This window comes from Roseofilum capinflatum BLCC-M114 (assembly GCF_030068505.1).
Lineage (GTDB): Bacteria > Cyanobacteriota > Cyanobacteriia > Cyanobacteriales > Desertifilaceae > Roseofilum > Roseofilum capinflatum.
The window spans coordinates 26,432-48,505 of the sequence record NZ_JAQOSO010000011.1 but is presented as its reverse complement, the minus strand read 5'-3'; the positions used below and the strand labels follow the sequence as shown (position 1 = coordinate 48,505).

At 46.4% G+C, this 22,074-nt stretch carries 21 protein-coding genes; 16 read left to right on the top strand and 5 right to left on the bottom strand.

The genetic code is table 11. The annotated features are described in order from the left end of the window. The first annotated feature begins 167 nt into the window (after positions 1-167). From PMG25_RS03000 to PMG25_RS02985, 4 genes are all read left to right on the top strand, one after another. Positions 168-560 carry a winged helix-turn-helix transcriptional regulator gene (locus PMG25_RS03000; protein WP_283765430.1) on the top strand — a complete coding sequence of 131 codons (393 nt, stop codon included), beginning with the start codon at positions 168-170 and terminating at the stop codon, positions 558-560. 202 nt (positions 561-762) lie between these two features. Next, positions 763-2,310, top strand: a complete 1,548-nt coding sequence (locus tag PMG25_RS02995) for a type II CAAX endopeptidase family protein (RefSeq protein WP_283765429.1) — start codon at positions 763-765, stop codon at positions 2,308-2,310. A gap of 44 nt (positions 2,311-2,354) precedes the next feature. Further along, complete coding sequence (locus PMG25_RS02990) at positions 2,355-2,744, top strand: nuclear transport factor 2 family protein (protein WP_283765428.1); 390 nt, start codon at positions 2,355-2,357, stop codon at positions 2,742-2,744. A 189-nt stretch (positions 2,745-2,933) separates the two neighbouring features. After that, entirely contained in the window at positions 2,934-3,917 is a 984-nt protein-coding gene (locus PMG25_RS02985) for a Uma2 family endonuclease (protein WP_283765427.1), read from the top strand. A gap of 45 nt (positions 3,918-3,962) precedes the next feature. On the opposite strand, the gene PMG25_RS02980 is transcribed toward PMG25_RS02985, so the two are convergent. Next, positions 3,963-4,730, bottom strand: coding sequence for a PEP-CTERM sorting domain-containing protein (locus tag PMG25_RS02980; RefSeq protein WP_283765426.1), 768 nt, complete (start codon positions 4,728-4,730; stop codon positions 3,963-3,965). Between the two features lie 288 nt (positions 4,731-5,018). Between PMG25_RS02980 and PMG25_RS02975 the strand changes: the two genes are divergently transcribed. The 3 genes from PMG25_RS02975 (at position 5,019) to bchB (ending at position 8,879) form a co-directional block, all read left to right on the top strand. Then, entirely contained in the window at positions 5,019-6,023 is a 1,005-nt protein-coding gene (locus tag PMG25_RS02975) for a Uma2 family endonuclease (protein ID WP_283765425.1), read from the top strand. Between the two features lie 86 nt (positions 6,024-6,109). Next, on the top strand, positions 6,110-7,114 hold the full coding sequence (locus PMG25_RS02970) for a Uma2 family endonuclease (RefSeq protein ID WP_283765424.1): 1,005 nt from the start codon (positions 6,110-6,112) through the stop codon (positions 7,112-7,114). A gap of 238 nt (positions 7,115-7,352) precedes the next feature. After that, on the top strand, positions 7,353-8,879 hold the full coding sequence (bchB, locus tag PMG25_RS02965; RefSeq protein ID WP_283765423.1) for a ferredoxin:protochlorophyllide reductase (ATP-dependent) subunit B: 1,527 nt from the start codon (positions 7,353-7,355) through the stop codon (positions 8,877-8,879). Between the two features lie 448 nt (positions 8,880-9,327). Here the strand turns inward: bchB and PMG25_RS02960 are convergent, their stop codons facing one another. Beyond that, a complete protein-coding gene (locus tag PMG25_RS02960) occupies positions 9,328-10,218 on the bottom strand; it encodes a methylenetetrahydrofolate reductase (RefSeq protein WP_283765422.1) in 891 nt (296 codons plus the stop codon). Between the two features lie 19 nt (positions 10,219-10,237). Next, positions 10,238-11,245, bottom strand: coding sequence for a tryptophan--tRNA ligase (gene trpS / locus PMG25_RS02955; RefSeq protein ID WP_283765421.1), 1,008 nt, complete (start codon positions 11,243-11,245; stop codon positions 10,238-10,240). Positions 11,246-11,427: 182 nt separating this feature from the next. On the opposite strand from trpS, the gene PMG25_RS02950 reads away from it, so the two are divergent. The 6 genes from PMG25_RS02950 to larB all read left to right on the top strand — a co-directional run bounded on the left by PMG25_RS02950 (position 11,428) and on the right by larB (position 16,490). Next, a complete protein-coding gene (locus PMG25_RS02950) occupies positions 11,428-11,742 on the top strand; it encodes a hypothetical protein (protein ID WP_283765420.1) in 315 nt (104 codons plus the stop codon). A 71-nt stretch (positions 11,743-11,813) separates the two neighbouring features. After that, positions 11,814-12,590 (top strand): ABC transporter ATP-binding protein, encoded by a 777-nt coding sequence (locus tag PMG25_RS02945; protein ID WP_283765419.1) that lies wholly within the window; start codon positions 11,814-11,816, stop codon positions 12,588-12,590. 80 nt (positions 12,591-12,670) lie between these two features. Further along, positions 12,671-13,267, top strand: a complete 597-nt coding sequence (locus tag PMG25_RS02940) for a Tll0287-like domain-containing protein (RefSeq protein WP_283765418.1) — start codon at positions 12,671-12,673, stop codon at positions 13,265-13,267. Between the two features lie 92 nt (positions 13,268-13,359). Continuing rightward, positions 13,360-13,845 (top strand): DUF3122 domain-containing protein, encoded by a 486-nt coding sequence (locus tag PMG25_RS02935; RefSeq protein WP_283765417.1) that lies wholly within the window; start codon positions 13,360-13,362, stop codon positions 13,843-13,845. Positions 13,846-13,921: 76 nt separating this feature from the next. Then, positions 13,922-15,688, top strand: a complete 1,767-nt coding sequence (locus tag PMG25_RS02930; RefSeq protein ID WP_283765416.1) for an ABC transporter substrate-binding protein — start codon at positions 13,922-13,924, stop codon at positions 15,686-15,688. 13 nt (positions 15,689-15,701) lie between these two features. Further along, the gene (gene larB, locus PMG25_RS02925; protein ID WP_283765415.1) at positions 15,702-16,490 is read left to right on the top strand and encodes a nickel pincer cofactor biosynthesis protein LarB; all 789 of its coding nucleotides are present in this window, start codon (positions 15,702-15,704) and stop codon (positions 16,488-16,490) included. A 130-nt stretch (positions 16,491-16,620) separates the two neighbouring features. On the opposite strand, the gene PMG25_RS02920 is transcribed toward larB, so the two are convergent. Next, entirely contained in the window at positions 16,621-18,447 is a 1,827-nt protein-coding gene (locus tag PMG25_RS02920) for an ABC transporter ATP-binding protein (protein WP_283765414.1), read from the bottom strand. Between the two features lie 337 nt (positions 18,448-18,784). Beyond that, on the bottom strand, positions 18,785-19,333 hold the full coding sequence (locus tag PMG25_RS02915; RefSeq protein ID WP_283765413.1) for an NUDIX hydrolase: 549 nt from the start codon (positions 19,331-19,333) through the stop codon (positions 18,785-18,787). Between the two features lie 361 nt (positions 19,334-19,694). Here PMG25_RS02915 and PMG25_RS02910 point away from each other — a divergent pair, with 361 nt between their 5' ends. The 3 genes from PMG25_RS02910 to PMG25_RS02900 all read left to right on the top strand — a co-directional run bounded on the left by PMG25_RS02910 (position 19,695) and on the right by PMG25_RS02900 (position 21,821). Beyond that, positions 19,695-20,015: a hypothetical protein gene (locus PMG25_RS02910; protein ID WP_283765412.1), complete on the top strand. Its 321-nt coding sequence runs from the start codon at positions 19,695-19,697 to the stop codon at positions 20,013-20,015. Continuing rightward, the gene (locus PMG25_RS02905; protein ID WP_283765411.1) at positions 20,012-20,305 is read left to right on the top strand and encodes a type II toxin-antitoxin system RelE/ParE family toxin; all 294 of its coding nucleotides are present in this window, start codon (positions 20,012-20,014) and stop codon (positions 20,303-20,305) included. The genes PMG25_RS02910 and PMG25_RS02905 overlap by 4 nt, the downstream gene beginning before the upstream one ends. A gap of 226 nt (positions 20,306-20,531) precedes the next feature. After that, entirely contained in the window at positions 20,532-21,821 is a 1,290-nt protein-coding gene (locus tag PMG25_RS02900; protein WP_283765410.1) for a Glu/Leu/Phe/Val family dehydrogenase, read from the top strand. Positions 21,822-22,074 lie beyond the last annotated feature (253 nt).

Here is a 22,074-nt window from a genome sequence, read left to right as displayed (position 1 = left end):
TGCCCGTGATAGTGGCTTTGGATTCACTCTTCTTACAGGCTATTACTTTCTATTAAAATTACAAGATAGTTACGCCCTGAATCCTTACTTACCCAAAGGGAAAAAATAGGATGTGGTCAGGGATACAAACATCTTTAAATAAACATTAAGGTGAGTAATATTCGCGTATGAACTATCAACCTAACGCAGTAGAAGCAGATGTCTCTATCCCAGAGTCCCCCTGTTTTGTACCCAGTTGTCCCATTCAGTTTGTGCTGGACTTGATTAGTTCTAAATGGTCAGTGTTGATTTTGCGGGAACTGTTCCAAGGCGATCGCCGCACCCATGCTCTTCTGGATGCCTTACCCGGTATTAGCTCTAAAACTCTCACCCTGCGCTTGCGAGAACTGGAACAGCATGGGTTGATTAAGCGCACTGTCTACCCAGAAATTCCGCCCCATGTGGAATATGCCCTGACTGACAAAGGCCGAGAACTCAAACCGGTTTTACTGTCTCTGAAAGAATTGGGAGAGCGATGGTTAGAACAATCTTGTTCGTGCGATCGCATCAGTAACAGTTGATGAACCTCAGCGTTCAATTTCCCAAAGACTGCTGTGAGCGCTCACTCTTACAGCATTTTTTGGGTGTCAACATCAACTCAAAGCGGGAACTGAACCTGTACCCTGCTCCTTTCCCGATTGTCTAAAACCATAACTTCACGGTCGGAACCCACTCATGTACTGCTATACAATGGGATCTTGCCATGCCACCTAGAAGTGTTCTATGACCTCCGAAAAGCAACCTCTGACGATTAAGCAAATTGGGCTATTGTTCTTAACGGCGATCGCCCTGAGTCTAGTGACTCTCTTCTTGTACAACAGTTGGAGTCAACCCCAATTTCAAGGTCAGTTAGAACTCTATCAGACGAATCTACTGCTCAATGCCTCTACGTGGAAGGGTGAAACTCTAGATCCCCAAACCCAAGGAGTCTTACGCCAAACCCTGATCGGGGAGGAACCCATATCAACGGCGATCGCCCAATATGAAGACGCTCGCCAAGATAGCCAAAATACACTCCAGAAAACGGATCGGCAACTCACCGAGCTAACCCAGCAACCGATCGCCAATCCCACTCAACAGCAAACCCTACAACGGGCGATCGCCACAACCGAAGAGTCTTTAGAGAAAATCGATCTCAATTTAGGTCTGCTAAAAACCCAGGTAGATCGAGTTCCAGAAGCATTGCAACTGTGGCAAAAACTCGCCGACGATCCCCAATCAGCAAAGGGAGACACGGCGGAAGTTTTAATCCGGTTATGGCAAGATCCGCCCCAAAGTCTCCCAGATGCTCAATTAAGGCTAGAGCGGGAGTTATCGGGATGGTTCCGCTATCAGGGATTAACTCGACTCTATCAAGTCCAGGGTGAGGAATTAGCCTTAAAAGAGTTAGAGACTCAGCAACAGGCGATCGCCTTCCAAGCAATCCGCAAACTTCTAATTGTGGCTGGGGTGCAGTCAGTCGGCATATTCCTAGGAACCGCCTTATTAGCTTTCGTTGCCGTGCAATGGCTCATTCAACGCAAAGACTCTTGGTTATCCCAAAACCATATCGTTACTGAAGTGCCTTGGAATTGGGAAACCATTTTATTAGTCATCGTGGCAGGATTTTTCTTCATTGGCCAACTGATTTCCCCAGTTATTTTCCGAGAATTCTTAAGTCTGTTGTCCTTCACCCGTGGCAGTGGAGTTCGTGCCGATGCCGTAATTATTTTAATGTCCTATTTAATCAGTAGTGCCGGAGCATTAGGAGTATTATACTTAGCAGTTAACCCCTTTCGACCCCTACCGCAAAACTGGTTTAAATTTGAAATCCAACCATCAGGTATTGCTTGGGGAATAGGCGGGTTTCTGGTAGCCATTCCAGTCGTCTTACTGGTGTCATTAATTAATCAAACCCTATGGCAAGGACAAGGAGGAAGCAATCCCATTTTACCCCTAGCCCTACAAGGCAATGATTGGGTAGCGATCGCCTGTTTTGCCTTTACCGCTTCCGTTGCTGCACCCGTCTTTGAAGAAATTATGTTTCGCGGCTTCCTCCTCCCCTCCCTCACCCGCTATATTCCCGTGTGGTTGGCGATAACCGCGAGTGGATTAGTTTTTGCGATCGCCCACCTGAGTCTATCAGAAGTCATTCCCCTCACCACCTTGGGCATTATCATGGGAATCGTCTATACTCGTTCCGGTAACTTACTCGCCCCCATTCTCCTCCATAGCTTATGGAATGGAAACACCCTATTAAGTTTATTTCTCCTAGGAAGTAGTCTCTCTTAACCCATTACCCATTACCCTTCTACCGCGCAAAGCACCATATCGCCATGTCTCCTGAACTCATGCAAACCACCCTAAACGGTTACTTCACACAAATGAGTGCCATGAACCCCCAAGGGTGGGCCCAACTCTTTACCCCCGATGCCACAATTGCCGATCCCGTAGGCAAACCTCCAGTTATCGCCCATGAAAAAGCCACCGCTTTTTTCCAATTTTTAGCCCAATTTTATGACCGCCTAGAAATCACTCCCGAAACCCCATTTATTTCCGGTACAGGCGCAGCAGTCAAATGGCACATGAACGTTATTGCTAAAAACGGAAAAACCGCCCAAGCGGAAGGAATTAGCGTCTTTGAATTGAATGAAGCCGGTAAAATAACAGCCTTAGCCTCCTATTGGGATGAACCCGGACTCATTGCCCAACTCAAAGGCAGTTAAGTCGCTGCCACAAACTTGACATGCCCTCTCCCCATATCATGTCTGATTAAACCGTTTATAATTGCTCACCCTCGTAGGGTGGGCAAGAAAAGAGGGATATTTTGATTGATTACCTGGACTTGATATGAGGAGCGATCGCCGCACTACAATGAACAGAAGCGACACAGCCGAAGTGCGAAGGAGGACAATATGACTCAAAGCAGCGAAAAAATAATATTACCGCCTCCTTTCCCCGACCATACGCAACTGCCAGAGGAGGATGGTACTTTTGTGAAGAACTTTCAGGAGCATCCCCAGAGTATTCTACTCACAGACTCTCTGGGGCCGATTCTAGAGCAACGTCATCCCGATGGGCAATATGCGATCGGGCAAGATAGCGGTATTTATTGGCGAGAAACCGACCCACCCCAAGATGGAGCCGAAGCGCCAGACTGGTTTTATGTCCCCAATGTCCCCCCAGATCTTGACGGACAATATCGCCGTTCTTACGTGATCTGGCGAGAATTAATTGCCCCCTTAATTGCCATAGAATTGGCCAGTGGCAATGGGAACGAAGAGAGAGATACAACCGCTTTATCTCAACAGAATTTAGACGAAGGAAAACGACCGGGAAAATTTTGGGTGTATGAGAATATTATCCGCATTCCCTATTATGGGATTTATGTCATTCAAACGGGAGAATTAGAATTCTATAACCTAATAGGTGGCTCTTATCAACGGATGAGTCCCAATGAGCGAGGACATTATCCCATTGAGCGATTGGGCGTAGAGTTAGGTTTATGGCAAGGAAACTATCAGAATCAGCACCAACTTTGGTTGAGATGGTGGGATAGTGAAGGAAATTTATTGCTCACTGGATGGGAAAGAAGTGCCCTAGAACAGATGCGGACTGAACGAGCTGAGTCTCGCGCTCAAGAGGAAAGAGAACGCACTCAGGAAGCCGAGGATCGCGCTCAACAAGCTGAGGATCGCGAACAACAGGAACGAGAACGCGCTCAGGAAGCTGAGGATCGCGCTCAACAAGCTGAGGATCGCGAACAGCAGGAACGAGAACGGGCCCAACAAGTCCAGCAGGCAGCCGTTTCTCGCTTATTAGCCATGGGACTAAGTGCAGAAGAGGTGGCTGAAACTCTTAATTTAACGGTGGAACAAGTTAATTCCATGCAAAGTTAAGAACCTGTAGGGGTCAACGGCCGTTGACCCCTACAATGCCCAGAGCTAGTTCGATTTACGTTTACGAGAGAACATTGCTCCTAAACCAAGCAAACCGAAAAATGCCAGGCCGCCAACTGCACTGGGTTCGGGCACAGGTTTGGGTAAATCTTGATCTATTGCGGAAATCGTAGCCTCTATTCCTGTGGTGTCATACCAATAAGTCTTATTCGTGCCATAGCCAACAGCAAAATCGATCGTGTCACCGGCTTCCATCATTTGAGTTAAGTTAAAAGATTTGGTAGTAGAAGCTCCAAAGCCATTAATGAGATCGCTAAACAGTGACACGCCATTATGAAGCACATGAACATCAGTTGTTGTTGGCCCAATATGATCCAGACCAGAAAATGCTGCTGAGAGTGCATAGGTTTGAGTTTCTGGAGCAATCCAGCGCAGTATACTGTACTCTCCGTGATAACCAGGATGAAGGGCTAATTGATTAGGTTGGAGTGTGATCGATGGGTGAGAATTATTCACCTCTCCAGTTGGGTTATGTAAAACGCCACCATGATAAACCCAAAGACTTGGGTGTGTTTCATCATCAATCCAAGAATCAATAGTAGGAGTAAATTTGCTAGACTTGGTACTTAAATTGAAACTCGATCCAAGAGTTGATGACCAACCATATTGCCAAGAGTTATTCGGATTGTCAGTGATGGAGAAATCATCGGCAGCATTGAAGCGGGTGAAGGCTTGAGTGGGAGCGCTGAAGGCGGCCAGAGAAAGTACGGATGCCAGAGCAGTAGTCAGAGGTAGATGGAGTGAATTTTTCATGGTGTTGTCCTCATGGGTACGCAGAAGCAACATGGGCTTCTATATGGATCTCTGTTTTTTGAGGCGATTTTTATGCAAAATTGCGGATATTGTAATAAAAGTTTATATTTACCAGGTGAAACCAGATGGGTTGTTAGATAAATCCATTGGATAGAATGCTTTGATAGAGAGATTTTTGGGGATTTTTGGGGCAATTGGGAAACGTCAAGTTTTGTGAAGGGTAAGGAGCGATCGCCGCACTACAATGAAGAGAAGCGACACAGCCGAAGTGCGAAGGAGGATTGTTCTATGACTCAAAGTACGGAAAAAATCATCTTACCGCCTCCTTTCCCCGACCATACGCAACTGCCAGAGGAGGATGGTACTTTTGTGAAGAATTTTCAGGAGCATCCCCAGAGTATTCTACTCACAGACTCTCTGGGGCCGATTTTAGAACAACGGCATCCCGATGGGCAATATGCGATCGGGCAAGATAGCGGCATTTATTGGCGAGAAACCGACCCACCCCAAGATGGAGCCGAAGCGCCAGATTGGTTTTATGTTCCCAATGTCCCTCCGGATATCGATGGACAATATCGCCGTTCTTACGTGATCTGGCGAGAATTGATCGCCCCCTTAATTGCCATAGAATTGGCCAGTGGCAACGGGAACGAAGAGAGAGATACAACCGCTTTATCTCAACAGAATTTAGAGGAGAAAAAACGACCAGGAAAATTTTGGGTGTATGAGAATATTATCCGCATTCCCTATTATGGGATTTATGTCATTCAAACGGGAGAATTAGAATTCTATAACCTAATAGGTGGCTCTTATCAACGGATGAGTCCCAATGAGCGAGGACATTATCCCATTGAGCGATTGGGCGTAGAGTTAGGTTTATGGCAAGGAAACTATCAGAATCAGCACCAACTTTGGTTGAGATGGTGGGATAGGGAGGGTAATCTACTTCTAACGGGATGGGAAAGAAGTGCATTGGAGCAGATGCGGACTGAACGAGCTGAGTCTGTTGCTCAACAGGAGCGAGAACGCGCTCAGGAGGAACGAGAACGGGCCCAACAAGCCGAATCTCTTGCCCAACAAGAGCGAGAACGGGCCCAACAAGCCGAATCTCTTGCTCAAGAGGAACGAGAACGCGCTCAACAAGCCGAATCTCTTGCTCAAGAGGAACGAGAACGGGCCCAAAAAGTCCAGCAGGCAGCAGTGTCTCGCTTATTAACCATGGGACTGAGTGCAGAAGAAGTGGCTCAAACCCTTAATTTAACTGTGGAACAAGTTAATTCCATGGAAAGTTAAGCTCTTGTAGGGGTCAACGGCCGTTGACCCCTACTGATTACAATGAACAGAAGCGACGCAGCCGAAGTGCGAAGGAGGATTGTTCTATGACTCAAAGCAGCGAAAAAATTATCTTACCGCCTCCTTTCCCCGACCATACGCAACTGCCAGAGGAGGATGGTACATTTGTGAAAAACTTTCAGGAGCATCCCCAGAGTATTCTACTCACAGACTCTCTGGGGCCGATTTTAGAACAACGGCATCCCGATGGGCAATATGCGATCGGGCAAGATAGCGGCATTTATTGGCGAGAAACCGACCCACCCCAAGATGGAGCCGAAGCGCCAGATTGGTTTTATGTTCCCAATGTCCCTCCGGATATCGATGGACAATATCGCCGTTCTTACGTGATCTGGCGAGAATTGATCGCCCCCTTAATTGCCATAGAATTGGCCAGTGGCAACGGGAACGAAGAGAGAGATACAACCGCTTTATCTCAACAGAATTTAGAGGAGAAAAAACGACCAGGAAAATTTTGGGTGTATGAGAATATTATCCGCATTCCCTATTATGGGATTTATGTCATTCAAACGGGAGAATTAGAATTCTATAACCTAATAGGTGGCTCTTATCAACGGATGAGTCCCAATGAGCGAGGACATTATCCCATTGAGCGATTGGGCGTAGAGTTAGGTTTATGGCAAGGAAACTATCAGAATCAGCACCAACTTTGGTTGAGATGGTGGGATAGGGAGGGTAATCTACTTCTAACGGGATGGGAAAGAAGTGCATTGGAGCAGATGCGGACTGAACGAGCCGAGTCTCGCGCTCAGGAAGCTGAGTCTCGTGAACAACAGGAGCGAGAACGGGCCCAACAGGAACAAGAACGGGCCCAGCAAGCCGAATTTCTTGCCCAACAAGAACGAGAACGCGCTCAGGAAGCTGAGTCTCGTGAACAACAGGAGCGAGAACGGGCCGAGCAAGCTGAATCTCGCGCTCAACAAGTCCAGGAGGCAGCAGTGTCTCGCTTGTTAGCCATGGGACTGAGTGCAGAAGAGGTGGCTGAAACTCTTAATTTAACGGTGGAACAAGTTAATTCTATGCAAAGTTAAGATCTTGTAGGGGTCAAGGGCTGTTGACCCCTATGATGTTGATTTCAATGAATAGAAGGAAGTGAAGCGACTAAGCACAGGTGAAGAAATAGCGACAATTACTTATTGAAGTTCTCTAATTTGATCGAGATTCAAGAATTAGGATGGTTCTTAAAGAATTATTGCATTAGCGTCAAAGTAAACCGGTTGAGTTTTACGCTTAATCTTAGTCGAAATCCTACTACAATGGAGATAATCTATGAAGCTTGCTTACTGGATGTATGCTGGCCCGGCTCATATTGGCACTCTTCGTATTGCTAGTTCGTTTAAGAATGTCCATGCGATTATGCACGCTCCTCTGGGCGATGACTATTTTAATGTGATGCGATCGATGTTGGAGCGAGAGCGGGATTATACTCCAGTTACGGCTAGTGTCGTGGATCGGCATGTGTTGGCGAGAGGCTCTCAGGAAAAAGTTGTGAATAATATTGTTCGCAAGGATCAGGAAGAGCGTCCGGACTTGATTGTTCTGACTCCAACTTGTACTTCTAGCATTTTGCAAGAAGATTTAGAGAATTTTGTGGAACGAGCTACGCTGGATGCACAAGCGGATGTGATGCTGGCGGATGTGAACCATTATCGGGTGAATGAGTTGCAAGCGAGCGATCGCACTCTACAGCAAGTTGTGCAATTCTACATCAACAAAGCGAAAAAGCAGGGAACCCTACCGGAAGGCAAAACGGAGAAACCTTCGGTAAATATCCTGGGACTCACGACGCTAGGGTTCCATAACCAACATGATTGTACGGAATTAAAGCGCCTGATGGCGGATTTGGGAATTGAAGTGAATGAAGTGATTCCCGAAGGTGCATCGGTTCACAACCTGAAAAATTTAACCCGCGCTTGGTTTAATTTAGCACCCTATCGGGAAGTGGGGTTAATGACGGCTGAGTATCTACAAACTGAGTTTGGAATGCCCTATGTGGATATTACGCCCATGGGTGTGGTGGAAACTGCTCGCTGTATCCGCAAAATTCAGCAGGTTCTGAACGAGCAAGGGGCAGATGTGGACTATGAAGAGTTTATTGAACATCAAACCCTGTATGTTTCCCAAGCGGCTTGGTTTTCTCGCTCCATCGACTGTCAAAATTTAACGGGTAAAAAAGTGGTCGTGTTTGGGGATAATACCCATGCGGCGGCGATGACCAAGATTTTAGCACGGGAAATGGGCGTGCATGTGGTTTGGGCGGGAACCTATTGCAAATATGACCAAGATTGGTTCCGGGAACAGGTGAGCGAATATTGCGATGAGGTGATTATTAGCGAGGATAATGGGGAAATTGGGGATGCGATCGCCCGTGTGGAACCGGCTGCAATTTTTGGCACACAGATGGAACGGCATGTGGGTAAACGCTTAAATATTCCCTGTGGCGTTATTGCTGCTCCCATTCATATTCAGAATTTCCCCATTGGTTATAAACCGTTTATGGGCTATGAAGGAACCAATCAAATTGCCGATTTGGTGTACAATTCCTTTACCCTGGGCATGGAAGACCACTTACTGGAAATCTTTGGCGGTCATGATACGAAAGAAGCCATTCACAAGGGAATTTCGGCTGATTCCGATCTGAACTGGACAAAAGAGGCAAAAGCGGAACTGAATCGGGTTCCTGGCTTTGTGCGCGGTAAGGTGAAACGGAATACGGAGAAATTTGCCCGCGATCGCGGTTTGGACGAAATTACGATTGAAGTCATGTACGCTGCCAAAGAAGCCGTGGGTGCATAATAAAAGATGAGGAGGTAGTTATATCAAATCCGCTTGAATACCATAATTAAAAATGTAGGGAGCAAGATGCTCCCACTCCAATTAAAAATGTAGGGAGCAAGATGCTCCCACTCCAGTAATATCAAATAATTGAGGGAGTGCGGGCATCTTGCCCGCTAGTTTAACTCATTTTCATGTCCGCTTGCGGAAACCGGACTTGATATTAATCAATTACCCCCTCAGATTCTTCGCAATGACATACAATAGAATCAAGTCCACTGAAATACCCGCATTAAAAATCCAGGGAGCAAGATGCTCCCACTCCAGTCATATCAAAGAATTCGAGGAGTGCGGGTATCTTGCCCGCTTCTTGAATCCAATTAACCGGATTTGATATCAAATCCATTTATAGCGATTCTCTCTTTTATGAGGAATCGATTCAATTCCCCCTAAGATTACTCTTGAGGATCTAGGATAAAGGCCCAATATCAGCTAAATCCAAAATTTGGGGAATCAAATCTTCCCGCTTCACCGCCATCAGATGGACTCCATGGCAAATATTGCGAGCCAGTTTAATTTGTTCGGCGGCAATTTTCATCCCTTCTAAGAGGGGTTTTTCGGCATTGGCGAGGCGCTCAATTAAAGCATCGGGAATATGCACACCGGGCACACAGCGCTTAATAAATTTGGCATTTTTAGCCGATTTGAGTAAGAAAATTCCCGCTAAAACGGGTTTATCCGATCCCGAAGCCACTTGGGTCATAAACTTATCTAAGCGCTCAAAATCTGTGACCATTTGACTTTGGAAAAACTGAGCGCCTGCGTCTAACTTTCGTTTAAACCGGCGTTGCAACCCTGACCAACTGTCGAGTTGCGGGTCTACTGCTGCTCCGGCTAACAGGTTGAGGGGGCCATCAGGAAGGCGTTTTTGGTGAGCATCGAAACCTTGGTTGAGCAGGTCAATGACTTTCAATAGGCGCACTGATTCTAATTCAAAGACGGGGCGACCATCGGCATAATCTCCAGCCTTTGGGGGATCTCCGGTGAGAGCAAGGATATTGTGGATGCCTAACGCATGGGCCCCCATAAGATCGGCTTGCAATCCCATCCGGTTGCGATCGCGGCAAGCCATTTGACAAATGGGTTCAATCCCCTGTTGCAATAAAAGCACACTGGCTGCTAGGGGACACATGCGTAAAACAGCACGACTGCCATCTGTAATATTAACAGCATGAACCCGACCTTTAAGGTGGGTGGCCATTTCAATCATATGGCTGGTTTCACCGCCCTTGGGGGGCATGACTTCAGCCGTGACTAAAAATTCTCCTGAATGTAAGGCTTGACGAAAAGAATTAACCATAAGAAAAAAGTAATGTTATTTACAAGGGAGTAGAATAGCCGAGGGCTGTTTTGACTTCAGCTAGGGTAGAAGCAGCGATCGCCTCTGCCTTTTGCCGACCTTCGCGCAAAACTGATTCTAGATACGGGCGATCGCCCATAATTTCCTGATATCGGTCTTGAATGGGTTTAAGCGCTGCTATCATCGTTTCCGTCAACAAGGGCTTAAACTGTCCCCATCCCATATCTTGACATTCTGCCGCTACTGCCTCCTTCGTCTGTCCGGAGAGCAACATATAGAGACTCAAGAGATTATGACATTCCGGGCGCTCTAAATTATCAAACTCCAATCCCCGAACCGGATCGGTTTTACAGCGCTTAATCTTGCGGGCGATCGCCTCTGGAGGATCGAGCAAGCTAATCCGACTTTGTTCGCTCGGATCGGATTTTGACATCTTTTTCGTGCCATCCGTCAAACTCATCACCCGTGCCCCTTCCTTTCTAATCAAGGGATTGGGCAACTTCAACACCGTTTCTCCTTTGCCATAGAAATGATTAAACCGAGCAGCAATATCGCGAGTCAGTTCTAGATGCTGTTTTTGGTCTTCTCCTACCGGAACGCGATCGGCTTGATAGAGCAAAATATCCGCCGCCATCAGCACCGGATAATCTAACAACCCTGCGCCCACATTTTCGCCCTGTTTAACCGCTTTTTCCTTAAACTGAATCATATCCTCTAACCAGTTTAGGGGCGTAATACAGTTCAGCAACCAGGTTAATTCACTATGGGCCGGTACATGGGACTGAATAAAAATGGTGCTATGTTCTAAATCGATACCACAGGCCAAATAGAGAGCAGCAATGGTATAAGTATCGGCAGCTAGGGTTTCTGGCCTATGGGGAACAGTGATGGCATGGAGATCCACCACACAAAAATAATTTTCATATTCACTTTGTCCCTCAACCCAGTTCCGGATCGCACCTAAATAGTTACCGAGATGAAGGTTACCGGTGGGTTGAACACCAGAAAGAATGCGCTGTTTACTCATACTTTTAGGGTGGGCGGGAGAGATCAACGTTTAGCAAGTTAAACTAAGGGATACAGTCAAAAACCAGGGTTAGTGGCTCACGGGCCGAGAGAACGGCCAGCAGAGGTGGTTTTTGGGTATTAATTTTTATTACAATACACTAATGTGGAACCAATTGTTAAATTTCAAGGGTGAATTCCATCATGGACTCAAAACCAGACTCAAGACCTTGGGAAGGCGATCGCCTGCAACTGCAAGAATGCATTGAACTGGCCCATCAACTGGAAACTCACGAAAAAGCCAAAGAGGAATTTGGGCAATGGTGCGATCGCCTCGCCCAAGAAAATCCCCAAGCAGCCGCTTTGCTCGCCCTCCTCTGGGAAGAAACCATCCGCGCTAACCGTTCCGCCCTCTTTTGGGAAGAACTCACTAATGTGGAAAAAGAACTCTCCGATCGCATGACCCAACAAACCATCCAGCTCCAGCAAAATTATCTGCGTTTGGTGCAAGAGCAGTAGTTTAGGATGGGGAGACGGGGGGATGGGGGGATGGCCCATTACCAATTACCCATAGGTCAGGGAGTGTCAATATGCCCATTATTGCCCAGAACTTAAGCGGTGGATATCACCAAAAACCGATTATTGAACAGATTAACCTCAGTTTAGAAACTGGAGAATGGTTAAGCTTAGTCGGGGCCAATGGTTCAGGGAAATCCACCTTTCTGAAACTACTCAGTCGTTTACTCTCTCCCCAAGCAGGTGTTGTCTTATTAGATGGTCGCTCCATTCATGAGTTATCCCCGAATCAGGTGGCACGTCAGTTAGCGATTTTACCGCAACAATCCTCACCTCCCATGGGGCTAACCGTGTATCAGTTGGTCAGTTTAGGGCGTAATCCTTATTTGAAATGGTGGCAATGGGATTTAGAATCAGAAGACCGGCGATCGGTTGAAGAAGCCTTAGAAGAAACCGAGCTACAAGCGTACCGCGATCGCCCCGTCAGTGAACTCTCTGGGGGAGAGCGTCAACGAGCATTTCTAGCCTTAGCCTTAGCCCAAAATCCCCAGGTACTGCTCTTAGATGAACCCACTACCTATTTAGATATCCATTATCAACTGCAATTGTTAGACTTACTCAAGCGCCTAAATCAACAGCAAAACCTAACAATTATCACCGTTTTACATGAAATCAACTTAGCCGCTCGATACAGCGATCGCCTCGCCTTCCTCAAACAAGGTCAGTTATTCACCATCGGTTCCCCAGCAACCGTCTTAACCCCCGAAACCCTATCGGCTGTTTTTGGCGTACAAGTGGCCGTCATTGATACCCCCGTCGGTTTACAGATCTGCCCCCTCTTTGCCCATTAAAGTCATCATTCATAATCAACCTAGACTTTCTCACCTCAATCCATTACTATACAACTAAGCAATGATTTTTGAACTCAATCATGAAACCGATCAAACATCTCTCCATGGCCACTCTAGCAGTATGCCTAATTGTCCTCAGCTTCTGCACGCCCCAGACAGCCCTCGCCAATCCAGATCCAAGCCAACTCTCCCATGCGATTGAAGAAATTGAAAACTTAGATGCCATGCGCTCTGGGTTAGCCTCAACCCTCAAAGACATGCCCGAAACCATTACCCCCGAAACCTTCAAGCAAGTATGTAAACCCGTGGGCATGAAAGCCAAACAACTCAGCCAACAAAACGGATGGCAAGTCAAACAAATTGCCACCAAATATCGTAATCCAGCCCATGCTCCTGAGACCCCAGAAGCAGAAGCAGCCCTAACACTGCTCAATACTCATCCAGAAGTGAAAGGATTTTGGCAAACAGAAACGATCAATGGTCAATCAGGACAGCGCTACTATCGCCGGATTAACGTAGAAGCCACCTGTTTAGCCTGTCATGGAGCAAAAGAGGCACGGCCAGAATTTGTCAAACAAAAGTATCCCCAAGATTTAGCCTACGACTTTAAGGTTGGGGATCTTCGAGGCATGTACGCTGTCTTTATCCCTGATACTGTAGCTTCTGAATCCCAATGAACGTGACCCACCCTTCTACTGTTCAAGTCCCCCTTAAAACCAGAGATTCAGGGAGATCAAATCTACCTCATTTACCTCATCGCAGACGATGGTTGATTGCCGTTCTAGTCGCTCTGTTGCTCTTCCTCCTCCCCTCTACCCTCCTAGTTTCCCAACCTGCATCGGCTCTAATTCGCCGACAAGTCGAAGCTCCAGGACAAACCCTCTATCAATCTCGCCATAGCTTGCGAGATACTAAGGGTAAAACCTGGCAAGTCATTCTGTTTAAGCGGATCAAAGTCGGAGAATTAGCCAATGTTCAGTTACGCTTAGTGGGATTTCCCGATCAAACCGTGTTTCAACATCCCGCTCCTCTAAACCTGAAAGATAGCAAGGGTAATCAGTTGAGCGCTGCTGATGTTTTTGCAGATCAGGCTCCTGCCCCCAATGTGGGACAGTATGAGTTAACCGATATTCTAAAGTCGGTTTCCGCTTCGGGTTCCCTAGAGCTATCTTTGCCCGTGGACAATGGGGAAACTCAGATTTCAGTTCCGGCTGTGATTATTTTGGAATGGCAGTATTTAGCCCGTGAATATTAATGCCAGAAGTTCACCCTAGAAGAGGATCGTAGGTCTGCTGTACAATCAATAAGCAGCTTCAGACAGAGACAGGCATATGGTGATCGGGTATCGTCGATGGATAGGAGTGCTACTGGTGGTCATGGCGATCGCCTTATCCGCCTGTAGCACTACTGCGTTTCGCTCTTCTGCTTCTGAAGTACCGCAACTGGTGCAAGCCATTCTCAGCGATCTTAAAACCTTTAACTACGCCCTCAGTCAAGAGTCTCCCAACATTTTTGCACTCACCTACGAAGGACTCGTAGAAACGAATGGATTAACCGGAGCCATTGAACCCGGATTAGCTGAATCTTGGGAAATTTCCAATCAAGGGAAGCGTATTGTCTTTACCCTTCGGGACGGTTTGCAATGGTCAGACGGTCATCCCCTCACGGCTGATGATGTCCTGTTTAGCTACAACGATGTGTATCTCAATGATGCCATTCCCACCTCAGCCAGATTTGTGCTGATGGTTGGTGAAAGTCGCGCCCTACCCACCGTGAGAAAATTAGATGACCGACGAGTAGAATTTACTATTCCTGAAGCCTTTGCCCCCTTTTTACGCAGTACCGGTTTACCGATTTTACCCGCCCATGTATTAAAATCTACTATAGAGACCCAAGACTCCCAAGGTAATCCCATCTTTTTATCGACATGGGGAACAGACACCCCAGTAGAAGAAATTGTAGTTAATGGAGCCTATCAATTAAATCGATATAATACCACTCAACGGGTAATTTTTAAGCGTAATCCCTACTATTGGAAAACCAATGAACAGGGCGATCGCCTCCCCTATATCGATCGCATTATTTGGCAAATTGTAGAATCCACCGATACCAGTTTCCTCCAATTCCGTTCCGGGAGCTTAGATTTAGTCGATGTTTCGCCTGAATATTTTTCTCTGTTAAAGAAAGAAGAAGATCGAGGCCAATTCACCATCTATGGACGAGAACCCACTCTGAGTTCCGTATTTATTACATTTAATTTGAATAAAGCCAGTCGGGATGGCCAACCCTTGGTCGATCCAATCAAATCCCGATGGTTTAATGAAGTCAAGTTTCGGCAGGCGATCGCCTACGCCATAGACCGACAAACCATGGTCAACAATATCTATCGAGGATTAGGAGAACCCCAGTATTCTCATATTCCCGTACAAAGTCCCTACTACTTATCCCCCGAAGAAGGCTTAAAAATCTATAACTTTAATCAGGAAAAAGCCCAGTCTCTGTTACAAGAAGCCGGTTTTCAGTATAACAGCCAGGGACAATTAGAAGACGATCGAGGTAATCCCGTGCGCTTTACACTGCTCACCAATGCAGGAAATAAAACTAGGGAAGCATTAGGCGTACAAATTAAGCAAGATTTAAGCAAAATTGGTATTCAAGTCGATTTCCAACCGATTGCCTTTAGTACCCTAGTGGATAAACTCGGTAATACCCTAGATTGGGATGCCCATATTATCGGTTTTGGAGGAGGTGGTGTGGAACCGAATAGTAGCGCCAATATCTGGTCTCTCGATGGCCCCTTACATAGTTTTAATCAACAACCACAACCCGGACAACCGCCAATCCAAGGCTGGAAACCTGACCCTTGGGAGCAGAAAATTGCCGATCTCTATATTAAAGGAGCGCAAGAATTAGAGGAAAGCAAGCGTAAGCAAATTTATGCAGAAATTCAACAATTAGTCAAAGAAAACTTACCCTATATTTATTTGGTCAATCAACTATCGATGACTGCTGTGCGCGATCACATTCAACCGATTCAGTATTCTGCCCTCGGTGGTGCATTGTGGAATATCGATGAACTCCGGATTGTTGATGAGTAATGAGGGATCAGTAATGAGAAATGAAGAATTACATGCCCTTTTAGAAGCAGTTGCCGGGGGTGAAATGACCCCAGAATTGGCCCTCAATAAACTCAAATACTTTGATTTTGAACCCGTATCCGCAAGCAAACAGGAAGATGAATTTGCTCGCATTGACCATCATCGGGCCCTCAGAACCGGTTTTCCAGAAGTCATATGGGGGCCAGGAAAAACCCCCGATCAAATCGCCCAGATTATGAATACCATGCGTCAAGGGGAACGCATCGTCATGGCAACTCGCATTGAACCGGATGTGTATCATCAATTAGACGAGCGCGTACCCCATCTGATCTACTATCCCATGGCTCGGATCTGTGCGATCGGCAGTCCCCATATTCATCACCCCGGAACCATCGGTATTCTCTCAGCCGGAACCGCCGATTTAGCCGTTGCCGAAGAAGCCGCCATTACCGCCGAACTCTCAGGATTTCATGTTCAACGGCTTTGGGATGTCGGGGTCGCCGGTATTCATCGCCTCCTCAGTAATCGTGCCGTTTTAGACCAAGCCCATGTACTGATTGTAGTCGCCGGCATGGAAGGCGCTCTACCCAGTGTCGTCGCCGGTTTAGTCGGCTCCCCCGTCATTGCCGTACCCACCAGTATCGGTTATGGAGCCAGTTTTAACGGATTAGCCCCCCTGCTCACCATGCTCAACTCCTGTGCCGCAGGCATTGGAGTCGTTAATATCGATAACGGGTTTGGAGCCGCCATCTTAGCCGGTCAAATTCTCCGAACAGGCCAACGGTTAATCAGTAATAAGTAACGAGTAATACAGCACTTTGCTCTGTTATGGAATACAGGGTTGAACGCTCAAAACCTTTTGCAACAAGACTTTTGCCTTTTGCCTCTTGCCTTTTGCCTAGCGCGAAGCGCTGTAAGTAATGAGTAGGGTACTAACTTCCCAACATTTGCAACTGATATAAACTCGCATATAAACCCTTTTGAGCCAATAAAGATTCATGGGTTCCCGTTTCGATTAATGCACCTTGTTTCAACACAAAAATTCGGTCTACATTACGAATCGTCGATAAGCGATGGGCGATAATAATCGCCGTTCGATTGATTAAAAGCTGGTCGAGAGCTTCTTGAACTAACGCTTCCGTTCCCACATCTAAACTAGACGTTGCCTCATCCAACACCAAGATCTTCGGATTGCGAATCGCCACCCGTGCAAAAGCTAACAACTGTTTTTGTCCGCTCGATAAATTCGTGCCCCTTTCCCGTAACTGCGTATCATATCCTTGGGGCAACTCTTCAATAAAGCGGTTAATATTCGTCAATTTGGCCGCATCTTGAATTTGGGACAACGGATAGGATTCACCCAGAGCAATATTACTTTTCACATCCCCAGAAAATAGAAAACCATCCTGTAAAATCACCCCAATATGACGGCGCAGTTCTTGCTGGGGTAAATGGCGAATATCAACGCCATCCACTAAAATTCGCCCATAGGTGGGTTCATACAAACGACACAACAGACGAATCACCGAACTTTTTCCCGCTCCCGTTGGCCCCACCAGGGCAATTTTTTCCCCAGGGCGAATGGTGAAATCTAGATTTTTAATCACAAATTCATCATTTTTGTAGGCAAACCAAACATCCTCAAACCGAATTTCACCAATTTTACCCTCCGAAATATCTAAATCAGAAGCTTGTAAATTTTGACGTTTTTCTGATTCTGGATCTCGGATATCAATGGGCTGGTTGAGCAGTTCATTAATCCGTTCAATAGCAGTAAATCCTGATTGAAACATGGTGAATTTTTCTGCAAACCGGCGCAGAGGGTCGAAAAATCGGGGAGCAAAAAGAATAAATTCTGAGAGGATACCAAACGTCAGTTTATCTTGCAGAATAAGCATTCCGCCTAAACCGAGAACCCCTGCAACGGCAACTAGGGCAATCCATTCTAAGGTAGCAGAAACCGCAGAATCGTAGAAGATAGTCTTATCAATGGCTTCAATAAACCGTTGATTGTTCTTCCGAAACAGTTCTTGATTAAAACGCTCGCGGCGAAAGAGTTGGACAACATCAATACCAATAATATTCTCTTGGAATTGGGCATTGAGCTTAGATAACTCTTCCCTAGCCAGATAATTGGAGGTTCGATATTGCTGTTGAAAGTAAATAATCAGTAAAGTGACGGGAACCAGCAGGGCAATTAAGAGAAGGGCTAGTTGCCATTGTTGGCGAAACATGACCACGCCAATCACCACAATAGAGACAATATCATTAATAATCCCGATCGCCCCCGTGGAAAAGACCTCTCCCAGGGCTTCCACGTCATTGGTTAACCGGGTAATCAGGCTACCCACAGGGGTGCGATCGAAAAATTTCACCGCCAACGCAGTCACATGGTCAAATAAATCATTGCGTATATCTGCCGTTAACTGTTGCCCGACCTTTTGAATCATAAACCCTTGTAGCCCAGCAAACAGGAGCCGAAAGAGAATCGTGAAGAGAAGTAAACCGCCTAACAGATTAATACTGGCAGACACCGATAAGGAATCTAAAATATCCCAAGTGGGTTCACTCTTGAGTTTAGAAACCGCTTGCCCAACAATCAAAGGCTGAACCGCACCAGCCAAGGATAGGGGCAACAATAAAATTAAGGAGACCGTCAGTAATTTTCCATGGCGACGGGCATAGGGAACCAGGCGCATTAAAAGCTGCCAGTCATTCTGTTTACGGCGAGGGTTTTGTGCAGGAGAGGAGGAAGGCATAGATTATATGAATTAAAAATTAAAAATTTTCATGTCAGCGACAACAGAAAAAATCATATCAAATCCGGTAAAAGGGTATACAGCAGTTTTCGATGCTATGGGGTACATTTGAAGCGCCCTCAATCCGCCCTTAGACAACACTCAGATGGACTTTCTTACTCATTACTCATTACTTAACAGCGCAAAGCGCTGTAACTAGCGGGACAGATGTCCTCACTCCCTCAATCCTTTCATATTACTGGAGTGGGAGCATCTTGCTCCCTAGGTTTTTAATTAGAGTATTCAAACCTCCCCTCGAAGAGAGCTTTAGAGAGAGGGCAAGAAAATAGTATAACCCTTAGCTCAGGAAGGGACGAGCTAAAACAAATGCCGAAATCGACTTAGCATCGACTTGCTCCCCGTCTAAAATCGCTTGTTGTAAGTCTTCGGGAGTCATTAACACAGTCTCTATATCTTCATCTTCATCTTGCTGGGGAGGATTGGGTAAGGGTTCGAGATCTTGGGCTAAAAAAGCATAAATAATTTCATCAGAATAGCCAGGAGCAAGGAAAAATTGTCCGAGTTTACGCCATTGATGACTACGATAACCGGTTTCTTCTTCAATTTCCCGTTTAATGGTTTCGGCGGGATCTTCATGGGGTTCTACGGTTCCAGCCGGAAATTCGAGTAACCGTCCCTGTGCAGCAAAGCGATATTGACGCACAAGAACTAATTTTCCGTCTGGGGTGACGGGTACAGCTAGAGCGCCTCCGGGATGATGGATGCATTCCCAGTCGCCAACCACTCCATTGGGAAGGCGCAAGGTTGCTCCCTCGAAGCTGAATTTACGTCCTTGGTAGAAGAAGCGTTGTTTGAGTTTTTCGGCGGGTTCGGGTTGAAAGGGCATGGTTTGGCCTGTGGTTCGAGTCTGTTTCAAACCTTGCCACAGTCTTAGGCAAAAGGCAAAAGGCAAGGGGGGGATGTTCTCGGCCCTTACTCAGGACGTTCTTATGCTCATATGAAGCCTGGATTACGGGGTACTCGGATAGCTTGGAAGAATAGACTTCTGGTACAAGTCAGAGGATAGCGCATAGATGGGCAGGAGCATCAGCCATTGGTTTAACTTCGATCGCTCTATACCCTGCCCACCCTACAACTTGGGGGCTAAGATCTCAAAGGTCATCAAGCTCTTCACTCTTTATCCATCATACGGGAATGGGGAAATGGGGAGATGACTGATTAAGGTTCTGGTTTAGAATAAGGGGAATTTGGCTCACCCAGACAATGTAGCAGGTATCATGATGATCGCCTTAAGTGAAGAACAAACCCAAGTGTTAACGTTGCTAGTCAAACAAGGACGGTATGCTTCACTGCAAGAGGCCCTGGATGCGGCCTTAATACTTCTGGTTGATGAAACTGAATTAGAAGAACCAGAGAACAATTCCCAATACTTACAATGGTTAGAACACACTCGACAAAAGCTAGAAGAAGGATTGGAGCAGTCAAAACGAGGGGACGTATTAGATGGAGAAACCGTTATTGCTCAACTTCGACAGAAAGTCTTATCAGCTAGAGAGCAGGAACAATGAGCCGTTTAAGAATTACGGTTGGGGCAAGTCAGGATTTAGAAGAAATTTCTAATTATTTTTTGGAAAAGAGTGTAGATGCAGGCGATCGCTTTGTTGAGGGGTTCCATCGCAAATGCCAGCAATTGAGTAAGTTTCCCTATTCTGGACGTTCTTACGCTCATATGAAGCCCGGATTACGGGGTACTCCGTTGATGGGGTACATCATCTTCTATCGAGTGATGGAAGACGGTATTGAAATCGTGCGTGTGATTAGTGGTTATCGTAATTTGTCGGATAGCTTGGAAGAATAGATTTCGATCGCTCTATACCCTGCCCACCCTACAACTCACATTTCAAAGGATACGGGAGATCTGCCCTTCGACTCCGCTCAGGGCACAGGGAGACCGGAATTATGAGAATTATGTTAAATAATATCAAATTGTTACGAAATTTACAGTTTTTTGATTTTCTTTATAATTCTGAGCTAGTGTAGAGCTATAAGGTTGAATTAACACCATGCATAAGAGGTAAACTCTGATGATGAACACCTCAGTTAAGATGCCCCAGCCTCCAACTCCGGCCCATATTTGCCCTATGGATCGCACCTGTAGTTACTTACAGCAAGCCGGTTCTGAACTTAATATCGATCCGGGTATTCTGGTGGTTTTGGAAAATCCCCGTAAAGTCGTCACGGTTTCGATTCCCGTTAAGCTTGATACCGGAGTAGTAGAAGTTTTAGCCGGACACCGAGTCCAACATTGCGATGTTCTCGGCCCTTACAAAGGAGGAACGCGCTATCATCCCTCCGTCACCTTGCAGGAAGTCTCATCTTTGGCCATGCTGATGACCTGGAAATGTGCCTTACTGGGGATTCCCTACGGCGGAGCTAAAGGCGGTATTGCCATTGACCCGAATCAATATAGCGTGGGTGAGCTAGAGCGCATTACCCGCCGCTATACCAGCGAACTGATTAAGGATATTGGCCCGGCTGTTGATATTCCGGCTCCCGATATGGGGACTTCGGCGCGGGAAATGGCTTGGATGATGGATACCTATTCCATGAATGTCGGTCATGCGGTTCCCGGAATTGTCACGGGTAAACCCTTGTCTGTAGGCGGTTCCAAGGGACGACAACAGGCAACTGGTCGAGGGGTGATGATTGTGGTGCGGGAAGCTTTGGCGCAACAGGGGAAACCCTTGGCGGGTGCTTCTGTGGTCATTCAAGGCTTCGGTAATGTGGGTAGTGCGGCTGCTCTGTTACTCCATGAAGCAGGCGCTAAAGTGTTAGCAGTTTCTAATGTTTCCGGTGGCGTGTTTGCCGAAAATGGCTTAGATATTCCCGCTTTGTATCAGCATGTGGTTGAACATCATCAGCCGATGGGTAACTTCCCCGGTGGCGAACTCATTACTAATGAGGAACTGTTAACTTTGCCTTGTGATGTCTTAATTCCAGCAGCTCTGGAAAATCAGATTACGGAAGACAATGCGGCTCAGATTCAAGCGCAAATTGTGGCAGAAGCGGCAAATGGGCCGGTGACGCTGGTTGCAGATCAACTGTTGCAAAGTCGCGGTATTACGGTTTTACCGGATATTTTGGCTAATGCCGGTGGTGTGGTGGTCAGCTATCTGGAATGGGTACAAGGCCAGTCCTATGTATTTTGGGATGAGGAACGGGTAAACCAGGAGATGGAAGGCTTGATGGTACGGGCGTATCATCGGGTTTATGAAGAGTCTCAAAACCGGGGAATTCCGTTACGGTTGGCGGCGTATACGTTGGGTGTGGGTCGTGTGGCTCAGGCTTTGAGCGATCGCGGTTTATATCCGTAATTGAGTTTGGTTTTTCTGTTACAAATCAGCAACATTCTCTTGTCTCATTGACAATTTGTTTGCTAGAATTGAGATAATCCATTTTGAAATTGCTTTTTAACATTCAGGGATCAATTTTTAAGTCCCTTTTATCCCATTCTATTTTCAGGTAAAGATTCCCGGTAGAGGTGGCACTGCTTCCCACTCTCTACCCCCCTTAATTCATTTTTGGAATCTTTATCTCTTTGATTCAATTTACCTCTTTGATTCGATA

What these genes read in the sequence shown, in the direction of transcription:
- larB (WP_283765415.1), top strand. Translation starts at nt 15,702, where the DNA reads ATGAGAAATGAAGAATTACATGCCCTTTTAGAAGCAGTTGCCGGGGGT.
- PMG25_RS02975 (WP_283765425.1), top strand. Translation starts at nt 5,019, where the DNA reads ATGACTCAAAGTACGGAAAAAATCATCTTACCGCCTCCTTTCCCCGAC.
- PMG25_RS02950 (WP_283765420.1), top strand. Translation starts at nt 11,428, where the DNA reads ATGGACTCAAAACCAGACTCAAGACCTTGGGAAGGCGATCGCCTGCAA.
- PMG25_RS02940 (WP_283765418.1), top strand. Translation starts at nt 12,671, where the DNA reads ATGAAACCGATCAAACATCTCTCCATGGCCACTCTAGCAGTATGCCTA.
- PMG25_RS02905 (WP_283765411.1), top strand. Translation starts at nt 20,012, where the DNA reads ATGAGCCGTTTAAGAATTACGGTTGGGGCAAGTCAGGATTTAGAAGAA.
- PMG25_RS02990 (WP_283765428.1), top strand. Translation starts at nt 2,355, where the DNA reads ATGTCTCCTGAACTCATGCAAACCACCCTAAACGGTTACTTCACACAA.
- PMG25_RS02920 (WP_283765414.1), bottom strand. Translation starts at nt 18,447, where the DNA reads ATGCCTTCCTCCTCTCCTGCACAAAACCCTCGCCGTAAACAGAATGAC.
- PMG25_RS02985 (WP_283765427.1), top strand. Translation starts at nt 2,934, where the DNA reads ATGACTCAAAGCAGCGAAAAAATAATATTACCGCCTCCTTTCCCCGAC.
- PMG25_RS02970 (WP_283765424.1), top strand. Translation starts at nt 6,110, where the DNA reads ATGACTCAAAGCAGCGAAAAAATTATCTTACCGCCTCCTTTCCCCGAC.
- bchB (WP_283765423.1), top strand. Translation starts at nt 7,353, where the DNA reads ATGAAGCTTGCTTACTGGATGTATGCTGGCCCGGCTCATATTGGCACT.
- PMG25_RS02980 (WP_283765426.1), bottom strand. Translation starts at nt 4,730, where the DNA reads ATGAAAAATTCACTCCATCTACCTCTGACTACTGCTCTGGCATCCGTA.
- trpS (WP_283765421.1), bottom strand. Translation starts at nt 11,245, where the DNA reads ATGAGTAAACAGCGCATTCTTTCTGGTGTTCAACCCACCGGTAACCTT.
- PMG25_RS03000 (WP_283765430.1), top strand. Translation starts at nt 168, where the DNA reads ATGAACTATCAACCTAACGCAGTAGAAGCAGATGTCTCTATCCCAGAG.
- PMG25_RS02960 (WP_283765422.1), bottom strand. Translation starts at nt 10,218, where the DNA reads ATGGTTAATTCTTTTCGTCAAGCCTTACATTCAGGAGAATTTTTAGTC.
- PMG25_RS02900 (WP_283765410.1), top strand. Translation starts at nt 20,532, where the DNA reads ATGATGAACACCTCAGTTAAGATGCCCCAGCCTCCAACTCCGGCCCAT.
- PMG25_RS02915 (WP_283765413.1), bottom strand. Translation starts at nt 19,333, where the DNA reads ATGCCCTTTCAACCCGAACCCGCCGAAAAACTCAAACAACGCTTCTTC.
- PMG25_RS02945 (WP_283765419.1), top strand. Translation starts at nt 11,814, where the DNA reads ATGCCCATTATTGCCCAGAACTTAAGCGGTGGATATCACCAAAAACCG.
- PMG25_RS02930 (WP_283765416.1), top strand. Translation starts at nt 13,922, where the DNA reads ATGGTGATCGGGTATCGTCGATGGATAGGAGTGCTACTGGTGGTCATG.
- PMG25_RS02995 (WP_283765429.1), top strand. Translation starts at nt 763, where the DNA reads ATGACCTCCGAAAAGCAACCTCTGACGATTAAGCAAATTGGGCTATTG.